This window comes from Trueperella bernardiae (assembly GCF_030246965.1).
GTDB lineage: Bacteria > Actinomycetota > Actinomycetes > Actinomycetales > Actinomycetaceae > Trueperella > Trueperella bernardiae.
On sequence record NZ_CP127099.1, the window covers coordinates 625,644 to 642,104 of the forward strand.

16 protein-coding genes are annotated in these 16,461 nt (G+C 67.1%); 15 read left to right on the forward strand and 1 reads right to left on the reverse strand.

Going from position 1 to position 16,461, the window contains the following annotated elements:
• The first annotated feature begins 267 nt into the window (after positions 1-267).
• The 10 genes from QPC17_RS02880 to QPC17_RS02925 all read left to right on the forward strand — a co-directional run bounded on the left by QPC17_RS02880 (position 268) and on the right by QPC17_RS02925 (position 11,967).
• On the forward strand, positions 268-573 hold the full coding sequence (locus QPC17_RS02880; RefSeq protein WP_143601954.1) for a hypothetical protein: 306 nt from the start codon (positions 268-270) through the stop codon (positions 571-573).
• Between the two features lie 46 nt (positions 574-619).
• Complete coding sequence (gene ndk, locus QPC17_RS02885; protein ID WP_062611992.1) at positions 620-1,033, forward strand: nucleoside-diphosphate kinase; 414 nt, start codon at positions 620-622, stop codon at positions 1,031-1,033.
• 19 nt (positions 1,034-1,052) lie between these two features.
• On the forward strand, positions 1,053-1,430 hold the full coding sequence (locus tag QPC17_RS02890; RefSeq protein WP_148132190.1) for a hypothetical protein: 378 nt from the start codon (positions 1,053-1,055) through the stop codon (positions 1,428-1,430).
• Positions 1,387-2,253: a hypothetical protein gene (locus QPC17_RS02895; RefSeq protein WP_168160819.1), complete on the forward strand. Its 867-nt coding sequence runs from the start codon at positions 1,387-1,389 to the stop codon at positions 2,251-2,253. The genes QPC17_RS02890 and QPC17_RS02895 overlap by 44 nt, the downstream gene beginning before the upstream one ends.
• Before the next feature lie 30 nt (positions 2,254-2,283).
• Positions 2,284-5,859 (forward strand): chromosome segregation protein SMC, encoded by a 3,576-nt coding sequence (gene smc / locus QPC17_RS02900; RefSeq protein ID WP_276786688.1) that lies wholly within the window; start codon positions 2,284-2,286, stop codon positions 5,857-5,859.
• A 126-nt stretch (positions 5,860-5,985) separates the two neighbouring features.
• Positions 5,986-6,531: a hypothetical protein gene (locus QPC17_RS02905; RefSeq protein WP_285347447.1), complete on the forward strand. Its 546-nt coding sequence runs from the start codon at positions 5,986-5,988 to the stop codon at positions 6,529-6,531.
• A 53-nt stretch (positions 6,532-6,584) separates the two neighbouring features.
• Positions 6,585-7,910, forward strand: a complete 1,326-nt coding sequence (locus tag QPC17_RS02910) for an amidohydrolase (RefSeq protein ID WP_068538530.1) — start codon at positions 6,585-6,587, stop codon at positions 7,908-7,910.
• Between the two features lie 145 nt (positions 7,911-8,055).
• A complete protein-coding gene (gene ftsY, locus QPC17_RS02915) occupies positions 8,056-9,261 on the forward strand; it encodes a signal recognition particle-docking protein FtsY (protein ID WP_068538441.1) in 1,206 nt (401 codons plus the stop codon).
• An 83-nt stretch (positions 9,262-9,344) separates the two neighbouring features.
• Positions 9,345-10,889, forward strand: a complete 1,545-nt coding sequence (gene ffh / locus QPC17_RS02920; protein WP_062612004.1) for a signal recognition particle protein — start codon at positions 9,345-9,347, stop codon at positions 10,887-10,889.
• Between the two features lie 13 nt (positions 10,890-10,902).
• Complete coding sequence (locus tag QPC17_RS02925) at positions 10,903-11,967, forward strand: amidohydrolase family protein (protein ID WP_062612005.1); 1,065 nt, start codon at positions 10,903-10,905, stop codon at positions 11,965-11,967.
• Between the two features lie 27 nt (positions 11,968-11,994).
• Here the strand turns inward: QPC17_RS02925 and QPC17_RS02930 are convergent, their stop codons facing one another.
• Positions 11,995-12,939 carry a cation diffusion facilitator family transporter gene (locus tag QPC17_RS02930; RefSeq protein ID WP_062612006.1) on the reverse strand — a complete coding sequence of 315 codons (945 nt, stop codon included), beginning with the start codon at positions 12,937-12,939 and terminating at the stop codon, positions 11,995-11,997.
• Between the two features lie 306 nt (positions 12,940-13,245).
• Here QPC17_RS02930 and rpsP point away from each other — a divergent pair, with 306 nt between their 5' ends.
• From rpsP to rplS, 5 genes are all read left to right on the forward strand, one after another.
• A complete protein-coding gene (gene rpsP, locus QPC17_RS02935) occupies positions 13,246-13,710 on the forward strand; it encodes a 30S ribosomal protein S16 (RefSeq protein ID WP_068538439.1) in 465 nt (154 codons plus the stop codon).
• A complete protein-coding gene (locus QPC17_RS02940; RefSeq protein WP_062612013.1) occupies positions 13,710-13,946 on the forward strand; it encodes an RNA-binding protein in 237 nt (78 codons plus the stop codon). Before rpsP ends, QPC17_RS02940 begins: the two co-directional genes overlap by 1 nt.
• A gap of 81 nt (positions 13,947-14,027) precedes the next feature.
• Complete coding sequence (rimM, locus tag QPC17_RS02945) at positions 14,028-14,567, forward strand: ribosome maturation factor RimM (protein ID WP_062612018.1); 540 nt, start codon at positions 14,028-14,030, stop codon at positions 14,565-14,567.
• 2 nt (positions 14,568-14,569) lie between these two features.
• Entirely contained in the window at positions 14,570-15,925 is a 1,356-nt protein-coding gene (gene trmD / locus QPC17_RS02950) for a tRNA (guanosine(37)-N1)-methyltransferase TrmD (protein ID WP_285347448.1), read from the forward strand.
• Positions 15,926-16,044: 119 nt separating this feature from the next.
• Complete coding sequence (gene rplS, locus QPC17_RS02955) at positions 16,045-16,395, forward strand: 50S ribosomal protein L19 (protein WP_068538437.1); 351 nt, start codon at positions 16,045-16,047, stop codon at positions 16,393-16,395.
• Positions 16,396-16,461: the final 66 nt, after the last annotated feature.

Consider the following 16,461-nt stretch of genomic DNA (forward strand, 5'->3'; position numbering starts at 1 on the left):
CTACCTTGTGTGTGAGGGGAGGAGTGACCTTGCCTTCCTTGCGCGTCTTGTGGAGTATGTGGGAGCGGAGGTGTGTGGCGATTTCATTCAAAATGGCGTTGCAAATCTTGACAAGAAGATCAGTGCGTACTGTGAAGCGGCGTCGGTACCAGACGGGGCGTTTGGTTGGTCGTACGTGACTCGGACGGAAAGTGCCCGGTTGATCTTCGGCAGGCTTTGCTCGGTGGTTCCTGCCCAAGCAGCTTTCTCCTCAGAATCGCCGACCCCATGATCGAGGAGTGGATGCTGGCCGACCATGAGGGCGCCGCTTCTTTCTTTAGAGTGCCGACTAATGAGGTGCGCAATGCGCAGCGAAGTGTGCGCCCCAAGAAGGAGCTTTTAAGGGCCGTCGCTCGTTTCGGAACGAAGACGATGAAACAGCGCCTGGTGAGAGACGGCCATCGGCCTGGCCCGGAATTCGAGTCGGTATATGGTGAGTTCTCTCAGGTGTGGGACATCGACAATGCGATGAAGAATTCCGAGAGTTTACGCCGGGCGCACGATGCCCTGTGCCGCGCACTTTTGCTGTCCTAGCCCCGTTTTTCGCACGCAATGGTGAGGGCGCGACTATCATAGGAGCATGACTGAACAAACACTGATCCTTGTCAAGCCTGACGGCGTGGAGCGTGGTCTCACTGGCGAGATCCTGCGCCGTATCGAAGCGAAGGGCTACCGCATCGTGCGGATGCGCATGCTCACCGCCACTGATGATCTGCTGGCCCGCCACTACCACGAGCACACGGAAAAGTCTTTCTACGCGGGCATGACCGCCTACATGAAGTCCGGCCCCATCGTCGCGGCCGTCATTGAGGGCGATCGTGTGATCGAGGGCGTCCGCTCCCTGTCCGGTGCCACCGAGCCGACTGCGGCCGCGCCCGGCACGATCCGTGGCGACCTCGGGCGTGATTGGGGCGACGGCGAGATCCGCAACCTCATCCATTCCTCTGACGGTGCGGAGTCGGCCGCCCATGAGATCTCCGTCTGGTTCGACTAGGTCTCGTAGCGCGTTCGCTTTGGTCGCTGGACTCGCCCTCCTGGGCGGGTGCTCCAGCGACCCGATGAGTGAGGTCACGTATAACCTTGCGCCCTCGGCCACTTACTCGGAGGACGAGGTGCGCGAGGCGGCGGACGTCGTCGTTGATCACTGGACGGCGTTGTCAGAGGTGCTGGAGGATTTCGGGTCGGTGACGTACACGGGCGAGCTCGACTCCGATTATTGGGCGAGCCAGTACGACGGAGATGAGGCCATCGTGCTCACAGTCGACTTCATCACGAATGACAAGGCTCCCGAGATGGGGCTGAACGGCGACGATACGTATACGGATTACAAGGAGATCCTTGTGCGTAATGATGGCGGCCCCTGGAGGGTTGTTGACGGTGGATACGGCTGACCATATCCCGGCTGAGGGTGAACCCGAGCCGCGCGGATGGCATGTGTTCACCCACGTGACGCTCATTGCGCTGGCGGTGTGGGTTTCCTGCGCCACCGCTCTGTGGCTCGCCATCACCCTGCCGGGCCGCGAATGGGACTCCGTCCGCCTCGGCTGGTGGATCACGGATCCGCTGAAGATCGTCGTGGTCATCGGGGCGGCCCCGCTGCTCGCGTGCCTGGGCGCGCTGGCCGCCTGGAGGTGGCGGACGTGGGGGATCGGGCTGGCGATGTTAGCCTGGGTGTTCGCCCTGCCCCTTGCGGGGATCACATGGCTGGGCATCGCACCTTCGATGCTCACCTTCGCTTACCTCGACAGCTGGTGTTTCGATCCGGCGGACTGCCGGGAGGGCTGGCAGAGCGACGTCGGCGAGTACGAGTCCCTCTCGCCTTTCACCATGCGCCGCCGGCCAATCCCCGAATCCGAGCTTGTCACCGTGCCGGAGGTCGAGGCCACCCCGGAGGCCACCGCCTCACCGTCGCCTGAGCCTTGGTCCCTGCCGACCGTGGCGGCCAGGTGGGACGTGGGGGAGGTGGAGGCCTTCGATGTCGACCCCGAGCACGCGGTCGTCGTCGTGGACAAGGCCGGCCCCGCTAACCGCAACGTCTTCGTCGAGCGTATGGGTCAGGAGTGGGTCTATGTTGCGGAGTTGCCATCGACGGGCGCGGTAGAGGACGTCGAGGTAGCCGCGGGCCGGATCGAGGTGACGTTCATGCGCACGGATGGGAGCCGCGAGCGCGCCGTATCCATCGACGGCGGGATCACGTGGAGCGCGGATAGCTGAAAATTTGCTCGTCCACGATAAACTGGGCGCGTGCACCTGAAAACCTTGACCTTGCGTGGCTTTAAGTCTTTCGCCACGACCACCACCATGAGCTTCGAGCCGGGTATTAACTGTGTGGTGGGCCCGAATGGGTCGGGTAAGTCGAATGTGGTGGATGCGCTCGCGTGGGTGATGGGCGAGCAGGGTGCGAAGAATCTGCGCGGCGGGAACATGGCCGACGTGATCTTCGCTGGAACCGCGAAGCGCCCCGCGCTGGGCCGCGCCGAGGTCACGCTCACGATCGACAACACCGACGGCGCGTTGCCCATTGAGTTTTCCGAGGTCACGATCTCGCGCACCCTGTTCCGCACGGGTGGTTCGGAGTATGCGATCAACGGCACGGCCTGCCGCTTGCTCGATATCCAGGAGCTGCTGTCGGACACGGGCATGGGCAAGGAGATGCACGTCATCATCGGGCAGGGCAAGCTTGACGAGGTGCTGACGGCCACGCCTGAGGACCGCCGCGGTTTCATCGAGGAGGCCGCCGGCGTGCTCAAGCATCGGCGCCGGAAGGAAAAGGCGCTGCGGAAGCTAGAGTCGATGCAGGGCAATCTCACGCGCATTGAGGACCTTGCCGGGGAGTTGCGCCGCCAGCTCGGCCCGCTCGCCCGCCAGGCGGCCACGGCCCGGCGCGCCCAGGTCATCCAGGCTGAGGCGTTCGACGCGCGGGCTCGCATTCTTGCCGACGACGTCGCCCAGGCCCAGGCGCGCCTGCAGGCTCAGTCGGTGAATGAGAAGAAGCTCCAGGAATCCGCGGCCGAGTTGGCCGCGCGCGTGGCGAGGGCGGCGAACGAGGTGTCCGAGCTCCAGGCGGCGGCGGATGCGGCCAGCCCGCAGATCGCGGCGCTGACGGAGAACTGGCAGCGGCTCGGCTCGCTCGTGGAGCGCTTCCGCGGGCTGGCGAACCTTGCCACCGAGCGCGAGCGTTCCCTGCTTCAGACCGGCCCGTCGGCGCATCGCGGGGAGGCCCCGGAGCGTATCTGGCAGCGGGCGGAGGAGGCCCGGGTCGAGGAGGAGAGCCTGGGTAAGGAGGTCCGCGCTGCCGAGGACGCGCTGCGTGAGGTAATCTCTCGGCGGGAGGGCGCCGAATTGCGCGAGCGTGAGCTGGACCAGGAGCTTGCCACCGTCAACCGCTCTGTGGCCGATCGCCGCGAGCTGGCAGCCCGGTTGAATGGCAAGATTGCCACGGCGAGTTCGCGCATCGAGTCGCTTGCCGCTGAAAAGGAGCGCGTGGCCGCCGCGATGGCGGAGGCCGGCAAGCGCGCGGATGCCGCCGAGCAGCAGGTCATCGAGCTTGAGGAGCAGGCGGTGGCTCACACCGACGGCGACGACACGCTCTCTATCGCCCACGAAGAGGCGGCGCGCGTGCGCCAGGGTGCGCATGATGCGGTCGAGGAGGCCCGTCAGGCCGTGGCCGCCGCGCAGTCCTCGGTGGTGGAGTGGCGCACGAAGGCCGACACCCTCGAACTCTCGCTCGCCCCCGAGGACGCCACCGCCTGGCTCTTGGACGAGCACCGCACGGGCGTGGTGGGCCTGGTGCGGGATGCGGTGAAGATCGCCGGAGGCTGGGAGGCCGCCGCCGAGGCCGCGCTGTCGGGCGTTGCAACGGGGGCGATCGTGCGCGACGTCGACGCCGCCGTCGACGCCCTGCGGGCCGCCCGCGAGGCCGACGCCGGCCACCTCGAGCTCCTCATCGAGTCCGGTGCGCGATCCGATCGCGACGACGCCGCCCGCGCGGCGCTCGCACAGACTAATCTTGCCGCCGACCAGGCGCGGCTGGCCTCCGACGTCGTGGAGGGAGAGGGCGGCTCGGCCGTGGCTCTGCGCGCGCTAGTGACCGGCACGGTGCTCGCGGTCGACCTCGCCGCCGCCAAACAGCTCCTCGACGCCGGCGCGCCGGCGGTGGCGACCATGGCTGGCGACGTCCTGTCCGGCACCCACGCCTGGGGCGGGCAGGTGCAGGCGGCCGCGATCCTCGCGCGCCAGGCTGCTTACGACGACGCCCGGGCCCAGACCACCGCCGCCACCGAGGCCCTCGCGCGGGCCGAGGAGGAGCTGGCCCGCGCTCACGCAGCCGCCGCGGTCGCCGATGAGGACTTTGACCAGATCGCCGCCCAGCTCGGCGCCCGCGATTCGCACCTGGCGGCTGTCAGCGCCCAGCTCGGGGTGCTGCGCCAATCGCTGTCGGCTGCTCACCAGGAGATCGAGCGTAACGAGGAACGTGTGCGCCGGATTGACCACGATCTTGAACGGCACATCGACGAACTTGCCGACCTGCGTGAGCAGCAGGGCCAGCTCGAGGACGCCCCGGAGGACCTGGCCAAGCACGCGGCCGAGCTGTCAGCCGAGCGGGACGCGGCACACAAGCTCACCGTGGCGGCGCGTTCGGACGAGACGGAGGCCCGGCTGAGGCTCCGCACCCGCGAGGAGCGCCTGCGCGCGATCGCCGGCAAGTCGGAGGCGCTCCAGGCGCAGGCCCGCTCGGTCGAGGCCCGCATCGCCCAGGAGGAGCGCGCGGCAGCCCGGCGCCAGGAGGCGGCCGGGGTGGCGGAACAGGTGGCGAAGGACGCCACGGCCGCGCTCGTCGTCGCGCAAGAATACCTTGCGGCCCTCAGCGCTGAGCGCGAGGAGGCCGAGGGCATGCGCGCCACACGCGAGGGCGAACTCTCCGCGGCACGCACTAGCCTCGAGCGGCTGCGCCAGGAACAGCGCGAACTCGACGACCTGGGCCACCGCCACGAACTCGCGCTCGCCGAACAGCGCCTCAAGTACGAGCAGCTCGCGGCGAAGGCGATCGATGACCTGGGCATGTCAGCTGACACGCTCGTGGCCGAGTTCGGCCCCCACCTCATGATCACCTTGCCGCAGGCGGAGGGCGAGAAGCCGAAGCCGGAGCAGCCGTTCGTGCGCGAGGAACAGGAAAAACGCCTGATCAAGGCCGAACGCGACCTGGCACGCCTGGGCAAGATCAACCCCCTCGCCCTCGAAGAGCACGCCGCGCTCGAGGAACGCCAGCGCTACCTCACTGAGCAGCTTGAGGACCTGCGCCAGTCGCGGGCGGACCTGCTGGGGATCGTGCGCGACATCGACCAGCGCGTGAACGAGGTGATGACCAGCGCGCTTTCGGACGTGGCCCGCGAATTCGAGACGACCTTCGCCAGCCTCTTCCCGGGCGGGAAGGGACAGCTGGTGCTCACCGACCCCGACGATGTGCTTGCTACCGGCGTCGACATCGAGGCCCGCCCGCCGGGCAAGCGGGTCAAGCGGCTCTCGCTCCTGTCGGGTGGGGAGCGCTCGCTGACGGCCGTGGCGTTCCTCATCGCGATCTTCAAGGCGCGTCCCTCGCCGTTCTACGTCATGGACGAGGTGGAGGCCGCGCTCGACGACACGAATCTCTCCCGCCTCCTTGGGCTGTTCGAGGAGCTGCAGGACAACTCGCAGCTGCTCATCATCACCCACCAAAAGCGCACCATGGAGATCGCCGACGCTCTTTACGGTGTGGCCATGCGCGAAGACGGCGTTACCAGCGTCATCTCCCAGCGGGTCAAGGACCTCGCCGGAAGCTAACGACGCACGGGCGGCGGGCAGGTACGGACCCTGGTCCCGGCTGCCAGCAGGGACCGTGACCCAATTGTGATGGAAACGCCCACGGCGAAGCGTGCTATTTGGGTGGGGCTGGTCTAGAACTAAAGGGTGATGACCATTCTGATGAGTGCAGCTGTTGTGGGGACCGTCGGCGGCGGCGCCTACTATTTAGCGCGCGGACGCAAGACCGCCGAAGGGCGCGAATGGGTCGAGGAATCGGTCAGGGCGTGGCGCTCGAATGAGTTGGACGGGGACAGGTTCGTGGTTCACATGAAGGACACACACCTGTCGGATATGTTTGCCACCTTCGGCGGCGATCAGCGCGATCCCTACTACTCCCCGGACGGCATTGAGGAAAAGTTCTCCCGCGCGTTCGGCTCCTCGGCCCCGCGTAAAGTCCTTGACGCCACCGAGCTTGCCGTCATCAAGGCGCTCGAGGCTGCCGGGGACGTCAAGCAGGACTACTCGGAGCGCGCTTCCCACAAGGCGCCGGCCCAGTCCACGCGCGCGCAGAAGGTGTGGGCGGCGTGCTCGGCGGGTGCTGGCACGGTGGCACAGGTGGCCAAGCAGGGTGCGCGAGGCTCTGCTCGGCTCGGCAGGGCGCTGTATCGCGGTGCGCGTCGGATCCCGGGCGCCGTGCGTCGTCGTCGGTGATCACGCCCGAAGGAGGCTCCGATAACATCGGGCATAACGGAAATAAGGACATCATGACCGCTATCACCGACGATATTGCGCGTCGCATCAACGACGCCGCCGCCCAGATGACCGACGAGCTTGTGGAGTGGCGCCGTGACTTCCACCGCTACCCCGAGCTTGGCTTCCAGGAGTACCGCACCACCGTGATCATCCTGGAGCGCCTCACCGATTGGGGCTACGAGGTGCTCTACGGCCCCGACGTGTGCGAGGCCGACGAGCGCATGGGCCTGCCCGGTCCCGACGCCGACGCCGCGGCCTTCCAGCGCGCGCTCGACGAGGGCGCCGCCCCCGCGTGGCTGGAGAGGATCAAGGACCAGTTCACGGGCGCGGTGGCGATCATGCGCAACGGGGAGGGGCCCACGGTCGGCATGCGTTTCGACATCGACGCCCTGCCCATCCACGAGGCCGACGACGACGATTTCGAGCCGGCCGCCAAGGGCTTCCGCTCCGAGCATGAGGGCACTATGCATGCCTGCGGCCACGACGCCCACATCACCATCGGTCTGGGCACCGCCAAGCTACTGGCCGAGATGAAGGATTCGTGGTCCGGCACGCTAAAGATCATCTTCCAGCCCGCGGAGGAGGGCGTGCGAGGGGCGAAGTCGATCGTGGCCAAGGGCCACCTTGACGACGTCGACTTCATGCTCGCCCAGCACGTGGATGAGAAGTCCCAGGACGGGGACATCTGCTCCGGAGCGGGCGGCGCGCTCGCGACCACGAAGATGGACGTGAACTTCTTCGGCCGCTCGGCTCACGCCTCGGGCGCGCCCGAGGAGGGGCGCAACGTGGTGCCGGCCGTGGCTACCGCGATCCTCAACCTGTACGCGATCTCCCGCCACTCGCACGGGCCCAGCCGGGTCAACGTGGGCAAGGTGATCATCGACGGTGGGCGCAACATCATCGCCGACAAGGCGCACCTGGAGATTGAGGTGCGGGGCGATACCACCGAGACCAACGAGTACATGGAAAAGCGGGCCAGGGCGGTGATCAAGGCGGCGGCCGCGATGTACGAGCTCGAGTATGAGATCGTGCGGATGGGGGAGTCGATCTCGCTCGATTCCGACCGCGAGCTCATGGAGCGCATCGACGCCGTCGCAGCGGAGCTGGGCCTGAAGGCGCACCAGCCGAACTGGATGGAGGCCTCCGGATCGGAGGACTACGCCTTCATGATGGATCGGGTCCAGGCCAACGGCGGCAAGGCCACCTTCATCCGCATGCTCACCGCTTCGCCCGCCGGCGCGCATAACCGTAAGTTCTGCGTGGAGGAAAAGGTGTTACCGGCCGGGGTTCGGATCTTCACCGGCGCCGCGATCGACCTCATGCCGCGCGGCGAGTAAAGTATTTTGGACGGTTTCGGCGAGATCTTCTTTATATGGGGACATCGCGCCGGAACCGTCCAAGGTTTTTCAATGGGCCTGGTGGCGCGGTCCGCCGAGCGAGTCACTCTTTGGAATATCGCCCGATGTAGGCGAGACTAGAGCCGTGGATACTCAACAGATCATCATTCTTATCCTTGGCATTCTTGCTATTCTCGCCCTTGGCACGGCGCTGGTTGTGCGCCAGCGCAGGTCTTCGTCGAAGGAGCTGCCCTGGGAGCAGCGCCCCGAGCTCGAGCAGCAGGCGCTGGCCGAGGCTGAGCCCGACGTCGAGGCGCCGGTAGCGCCGCAGGTTCCGGCCGAACCTGGGCCGGCCGAGCCCGAGGTCCCTGCGGAGCCCGCGGTCCCCGAGGTCGAGGTCCCGGCCGTCGAGGTTCCTGAATCGGTGGGCTCGCGCATGGAGCGCCTGCGCGGGCGCCTTGCCGCCTCGGGCGCGCTCGGGCGCGCGCTCCTGTCGATCCTGTCGCGCGGCGACCTGTCCGAGGCGGACTGGGAGGAGTTCGAGGACACGCTCCTCATGGCCGACCTCGGCCTGGACGCCACCACCGAGCTCATGGACACCCTGCGCACGCAGACCAAGGTGCGCGGTACCACCGACGTGGAGGAGGTGCGCGTGATCCTGCGCGAGGAGTTGCTCGCGCTCGTCGGCCCGGACATGGACCGTTCCCTTAACCTTGAGCCCGTCGTCGCCGACGACGCCCGCCACCCGGCTTCGATCCTCATGGTCGGGGTCAACGGCACGGGCAAGACGACCACCACCGGCAAGCTGGCCCGCCTCCTCGTGGCCGACGGCAAGAGCGTGGTGCTCGGCGCTGCTGACACGTTCCGCGCGGCTGCCGCCGACCAGCTTGCCACGTGGGGTGAGCGCGTTGGCGTCGACGTCGTGCGATCCGACCGTGAGGGTGCAGACCCGGCGTCGGTGGCCTTCGAGGCCGTCAAGGTCGGGCGCGAGTCCGGGGCCGACGTCGTGATCGTCGACACCGCCGGCCGCCTGCAGAACAAGGCGGGCCTCATGGACGAGCTGGGCAAGATCCGACGCGTCATGGAAAAGGGCGCCCCGCTACGCGAGGTGCTGTTGGTGCTGGACGCGACAACGGGCCAGAACGGCATGACACAGGCGAAGGTGTTCGCGGAGGTCGCCGGGATCACCGGCATCGTGCTCACCAAGCTGGACGGCACAGCCAAGGGTGGGATCGTGGTCTCGGTCCAGCGCGAGCTTGGCGTGCCGGTGAAGTTCGTCGGTCTGGGGGAGGGCGCCGACGATCTGGCACCCTTCAACCCGGAGGATTTCGTCGATTCCCTCCTCGCCTAATCTCCTGCCCCAAGCGCGCCACCTGGCCGGCGGCGCGCTTGGGGTAGACTTTTGCTCGTTCTATTAGTTCGTTTGAGGTCTGCATGTTTAATTCGCTTTCTGATCGGATCACCGGTTCGCTTCGCAACCTGCGCAAGGCAGGGCGCCTGTCGGAGAAGGACGTCGAAGCGGTCATCGGCGACATTCGCCGCGCGCTGCTGGATGCGGACGTGGCCCTGCCCGTCGTGCGGCAGTTCACCGCCGCGGTCCGTGAGAAGGCGGTGGGTGCGGTGGCGAGCCAGGCGCTCAACCCCGCCCAGCAGGTGGTCAAGATCGTCAACGAGGAGCTCATCGAGGTGCTCGGCGGTCAAACCCGCGAGCTGAACTGGGCCCCCAAGCCGCCCACGGTCATCATGCTCGCCGGCCTCCAGGGTGCGGGCAAGACCACCCTGGCCGGCAAGCTCGGCCGCTGGCTGCGCGAGAACGGCCACCGCCCGCTCCTCGTGGCCTCGGACCTGCAGCGCCCCAACGCCGTCAACCAGCTCCAGGTGGTCGGCGAGCAGGCCGGTGTCCACGTCTTCGCCCCCGAGCCGGGCAACGGCATCGGCGACCCGGTCGAGGTGGCCCGCAACTCGGTTCGTTACGCGAAGGAAAATACGTTCGACGTGGTGGTGGTCGACACGGCCGGCCGCCTCGGTGTGGACGAAGAGATGATGGCCCAGGCGCGCGACATCCGTGATGCCGTCAACCCTGATGAGATCCTGTTCGTGCTGGACGCGATGGTCGGCCAGGACGCGGTCAATACCTCCCTCGCCTTCCGTGACGGGGTGGGCTTCACCGGTGTGGTCCTTTCCAAGCTCGACGGCGACGCCCGCGGCGGCGCCGCGCTGTCCGTGCGCGGGGTGACCGGCCAGCCGGTCCTGTTCGCCTCCACGGGCGAGAAGCTGGACGCCTTCGAACGCTTCCACCCGGACCGTATGGCCTCCCGCATCCTTGACATGGGTGACCTGCTCACCCTCATCGAACAGGCCGAGCGCACGTGGAGCGAGCAGCAGGCCGAGGACCTGGCCTCGAAGATGGCCGGCGGCGACTTCACGCTTGACGACTTCCTCGAGCAGCTCAACCAGATCCGCAAGATGGGCTCGATGAAGAAGCTCATGGGCATGTTGCCCGGCATGGGCCAGTACCGCGAGGCGCTCGAGGAGTTCGACGAGCGGGAGATCGACCGCCAGGAGGCGATCATCAAGTCGATGACCCCGGCCGAGCGCGCCGACACCCGCATCCTCAACGGCTCGCGTCGCCTGCGCATCGCCAACGGCTCGGGCACCACGGTCACGGAAGTCAACCAGCTCGTGGACCGCTTCGAGCAGGCGAAGAAGGTCATGACCAGCATGTCGCGCGGCGGGATGCCGAACATCCCGGGCATGCCGAACATGCCGGGCATGGGCGGTGGCTACACGAAGCGGCAGAACAAGAAGAAGCGCAACACCTCCGGTTCGAAGAAGGGCCGCTCGGGCAACCCGGCCAAGCGCCGCCAGCAGGAACTCGCCGCCCAGCGTGAGGCCGAGGCGAAGAAGGGCAGCGCGTTCGGCGGCCCGCAGGCCAAGCCCGAGGTCGACATGGAGGAGCTGGCGCGCTTCCTCAAGTAGGCGGGGAGGAATCATGACCGTTCATCTTCGCGGTACCCTCCGTGGGACCGACGCGAGCCAAGCCTGGATCGACGGCGGCCGCCTCGCCTTTTCGCCCCCGCGCTCCGGTGGGGGAGAGGAGATTGCGGGCTTCGCTTACCCTGGCCTCCTCGACGTCCACACCCACCCCGGCATGCGCCGCACGCCCGAGCCGCTCCCGGTGGCTGAGATGCGCCGTCGCCTGCAGGTGCTGGCCCGGCACGGGATCACCACTGTTCGCGACGCCGGGGGCCAGCACGATGCGAAGGTCGCGTGGGAGCCGGGGCTGGCCCGCGTCATGCATTCGGGCCAGCACATTGCGCGCTTCAAGCGTTACGAACGCCACCTCGCTGTCGACGTCGAACCCGCAGGCCTCCCCGCCGAGGCCGTGCGCCAGTTCGAGCGCGGGGATGGTTGGATCAAGATCGTAGGCGACTGGATCGACCGCGAGGTCGGCGACACCACGCCGCTGTGGCCGTGCAGGGCGCTGATCGACGCTGTGGCCGCCGTTCACGACGCCGGGGGCAAGGTCACCGCCCACACCTTCGCCACCGAGACGGTGGATGACCTGCTGGAGGCGGGCGTGGACGGGATCGAGCACGGCACGGGTATGACCCGTGACCACCTGCTGGAGGCCGCCGCGCGGGGGATCCTCATCACCCCCACGGTTCACCAGATCCGCCGCTTCCCCGAGTTCGCGGCCAAAGGCGCGAAGTTCCCCACCTACGTGGAACGCATGCTGGGGATGGACGCGAGGCGCCGCGAGCACCTGGCCCTCATGGTCGAGACAGACACGCACTTCCTCATGGGCTCCGACACGGCGGAGAACGTGGCGGAGGTCAACCTGGTCGACGAACTCATCGACGCGGTCGAGGACGGGATGCCGGCCGACCTCGTCATGGCGGCCGCCACCTTTGATGGGCGAGCCAAGATCGGCTTCGACGTGTGGGCGGAAGGGGAGCCGGCCGACGTCGTCGTGTACCGGGAAGACCCGGAAGTCAACATCGAGACGCTACGCGAGCCGCTGGCCGTGTTCGCCTCAGGGGTGCGCGTCATCTAGGCCGCGCCGGCCCGTCAGGTCGGCGGGCTAGGACCAGTACTCGTCGCCGAGCGGGATGAAGCCCTCGGGGATATCCTCATACGAGGCCTCGTCCTCGATCGGTTCGACGTGGATGACGATGTCGGTGTTGTCGAGCCGGGCCTGGATCGCGCGCTCGACCTCCATCGCGAGGTCGTGGCCCTGCTTGACCGTCCACAGCCCCGGCACCTGGAGGTCGACGTTGATGAAGCGCTCGCGGCCGGACTGGCGGGTCTGCAGACCGTGGAAGCTGATCGAGCCCGGCTGGCTGAAGCTTCGCAGGACCTCGACGATGGCCGCGTTTTCGTCGTCGGGAAGTGTGACGTCCATGAGGCCGGAGAGCGAGGTGCGCAGGAGCGAGAGGCCCGTCCACACGATGTTGATGGCGACGGCGATCGCGATGAGGGGATCGAGGATGGACCAGCCGGTTGCCAGGACGAGGAGAAGGCCGACGATGACGCCGGCGGAGGTGATGAGGTCGGTGAGCAGGTGGCGCCCATCGGCCTCGAGCGTGATCGAGCGCTTCTTACGGCCCACGCGAATGAGGTACATGCCGGCGGCGCCGTTGATGAGGGCGGCGATGGCGGAGATGACCAGGCCAATCCCGAGGCTCTCCACGGGCTTGGAGTGAGCGAGGCGCATGATCGCGGCGAAGATGATGAGCGCGGCCGCGCCGAAGATCATGGCGCCCTCGATGGCGGTGGAGAAGTACTCGGCCTTCGAGCGCCCGAAGGTGTAGCGCGAGCTGGCGGGCTTGGCGGCCAGCATGAGCGAAATGAGGGCGATGACCGCCGCGACGAGGTTGACCACTGACTCCATCGCGTCCGACAGGAGGGAGACAGAGCCGGTGGCGAGGTAGGCTCCCGCTTTGAGCGCGATGGTCACGATAGCGACGCCGATCGAGAGCCACGCGTACGGCGCGAGGTTCTCCCTGTGGCGGGTGTCTTGGGTCATGACTCCATTGTCGTTCCTGCCAGCGGCGATGGGAACTAACAGTTGAGGGACCTTTCGCACACTTCGCTACAATGAAACGCCGTGTTTAGGGCTCCTGAAAACCCGGCACGTGACCACTACCACCGAGCGGAAAGCGAGCAGGGAGTGCAAAAAGTGGGCAAAGTCTGGCATCATGGTTCGTTGTACTCAGGCATCACCGGGTCCCTCTCACCCTGGCGGCGTCTCAGTCCGGGTAAAAACCAGACGCATGATTTCCCACGTTTCCGGTTGGAACCCACCAAACATGAACTAGGAGTGACCGCTAAAGTGGCAGTCAAGATTCGTTTGAAGCGTATGGGCAAGATCCGTGAGGCCCACTACCGCGTCGTCGTCGTCGATTCTCGCAAGAAGCGTGACGGCCGCGTCATTGAGGAGATCGGTTACTACAACCCGAACACCGAGCCGTCGGTGATCGACATCAACTCGGAGCGTGCTCGTTACTGGATCTCGGTCGGCGCCCAGCCGTCGGAGCCGGTGCTGGCTCAGCTGAAGATCACGGGTGATTGGCAGGCAGCCAAGGGTCTCGAGGGTGGCTCCACCCTGAAGACCGCCGAGGTTGTGGACATCGCCGCGCAGCGCGAGGAGGCCACCAAGGCCGTCCAGGCCGAGGCCGAGAAGCGCCGCGCCGACAAGGCGAAGGCTCGCGAGGAGGCCGAGGCGGCCGCCGCAGCGGAGGCTGCACAGGCTGAGGCCGAGGCTGACGTGGCTCCGGCAGAGGCTGAGGAAGCGTAATGCTTGCTGACGCCTTGGAACACCTCGTTCGCGGAATCGTGGACAATCCGGACGACGTCGAGGTCACCTCGCGCAACAACCGCCGCGGTGAGCTCCTCGAAGTCCGAGTCAATCCCGAGGACCTCGGGCGTGTGATCGGCCGCAACGGCCGCACGGCCAAGGCGTTGCGCTCCGTGATCGGCGCGCTTGCAACGCAGGGCCCGGTACGCGTTGACGTGATCGAAACCGATCTGTGATAACTTCCGTGAAGGACCCGCCAGGTGTGGCGGGTCCTTTGCTATCCAGGCAAGATTGAAGGAAGAGAAAAAGGGGGAGTCATGCAGTTGACGGTGGCGATCATTGGTGCCGCGAACGGCCTCAAGGGTGACGTGAAGTTGGACGTGCGCACGGACGATCCGGAGCGGCGGCTCGCCGTGGGCACCACGCTGGAGACCGACCCGGCCGACATGGGCCCGGTGACGATCACAGCGCGGCGCGAATACAAGGGCACCCAGTACGTGCGCTTCGCCGAGTACGCCGACCGCACGGGCGCCGAGTCGCTGCGCGGGGTGAAGCTGGTCATCGAGTCGGATGAGGACGAGGCGGAAGAAGATGCCTGGTTCCCGCACGAGCTCAAGGGCCTGGAGGTGCTCGACCCGGAGGGCTACGAGCTCGGCATCGTGGTCGGGCTCGAGCCGATGCCCGCTCAGGACCTGCTGGTGGTGCGCGAGCCGGACGGGATCATCACCCGGGTGCCCTTCGTCAAGGAGATCGTCACCGAGGTGGACCTCGAGGATAACTGCGTGATCATCGACGCCCCTCCCGGGCTCTTCTCGCCCGACGAGCTCGTGATCTCCGAGGAGACCGAGGGGCGGTAGGCGTGCGCTTTGACATCATCTCGGTCTTCCCCGAGTTCTTCTCCGTGCTCGACCTGTCGCTTGTCGGCAAGGCGCGCAGCCGCGGCCTTATCGATATCGCCGCACACGACTTGCGCACCTGGACCGCCGACGTCCACCGCACCGTGGACGATTCGCCGTTCGGCGGGGGCGCCGGCATGGTGATGAAGCCGGACGTGTGGGGCAAGGCGATCGACGACGTCGTGGGCCCCGGCCGTGCCGTACTTGCGATCCCGACGCCCTCGGGCGCGATGCTCACGCAGCAGGCGTGCTGGGAGCTGGCGGAGGCTGACCAAATCGTCATCGCGTGCGGACGGTACGAGGGGATCGACGCCCGGGTGGCCGAACATTACCGTGCGGCGGGCATGGAGGTGGTCGAGTATTCGCTCGGCGACTACGTACTCAACGGGGGAGAGGTGGCCGCGATTGCGTTGGTCGAGGCCGTCTCGCGGCTCGTGCCGGGGATGGTGGGCAACCCCGAGTCGCTGCGCGAGGAATCGCACGGGGTGGCCGGCCTGCTCGAGTACCCGGTCTACACCCGGCCCACCTCCTTCCGCGGCCTGGACGTGCCCGAGGTCCTCACCTCCGGCGACCACGGGAAGGTGGCTCGCTGGCGGCGCGACCGCGCCCTCGAGCGCACGGCCGCCCGGCGCCCGGACATGATCGCCGTGCTCGACGTGGCTGGCTTGGGCAAGAGGGATCGCGCGACCTTGACCCGGCTCGGCTGGGTGGTCGGGGAGGGCCTGCAGCGCGTAGTCGTGAACGAGGCTGGGCCGGTGGAGGCGGGAGAGGTCGCTGCCCTTGCCGGCCGGCTCTTCCCGCACGCCTGCCCGCCCGGCATGGCCGACGCCGACATCGCGGCCTTCGTGGCCGAAAACCTGAGCTCGGAGCGGTTCGCGAACTACGTCGCCGACCCGCGCTACCTCGTGCTCGTGGCCCGCGTGGGTGGCAAGCTCGCCGGCTACGCGATGGCCTTCTTCCCGGCGAGCGCACAGGACCAGGCCGAGGCGATCGAGGCGGGGGCGCCGGTCGACGTCGTGCTGGAGGACACCCCGCGTGAGGGCGAGCTCGTGTACCTGTCCAAGCTCTACGTCGATACGCCGTGGCGCGGCACGGGCGTGTTCGACATCCTCATGCGCGAGGCCCTGGCCGAGGTGGCGCGGCGGGCCGAGGGTGGCGAGCCGTACGTCTGGCTAGGGACGAACACCGCCAACAAACGTGCCATCCGGGCCTACAAGCGGGCCGGCTTCAGGGTTGTGGGCGCGCGCGAATTCGTTGTGGGTGAGCAGATCAACAAGGATGTCACTTTGGCGATCCGGGCGCGTGTGCCACAATTGTAGGGCTTGTATGGGATTCGCGGCCTGCCGCAGGGGGCACGATCCGGCTGCAAGTTCTTTCCGACGAACGGGCGAAAGCCCGGAAAGCACTCTGACCTGCGCGCAGGGTGGTTGAGAAGATAATGAACATTATCGACAAGATTAACGAAGCATCGCTGACCGAGCGCCCCGACTTCCGCGCGGGTGACACGGTCAAGGTCAACGTGAAGGTTGTGGAAGGCCAGCGTCACCGTATCCAGGTCTTCCAGGGCGTTGTCATCGACCGCAAGGGCGGCAACGGCATTGGTGCGACCTTCACGGTCCGCAAGGTGTCCTTCGGTGTTGGCGTGGAGCGTCGCTTCCCGCTGCACTCCCCGAACGTTGACTCAATCGAGGTGGTCAGCCGTGGCCGCGTTCGCCGCGCCAAGCTGTACTACCTGCGCGATCGTCACGGCAAGGCCGCGAAGATCCGCGAGATGCGTGCAGACGCCTAAGGGTGTCGCAAGCTGGAAGCACCCGCGAGGGTGCTTCTTTTTTATCCACAGCCCGAACGCTGTCGG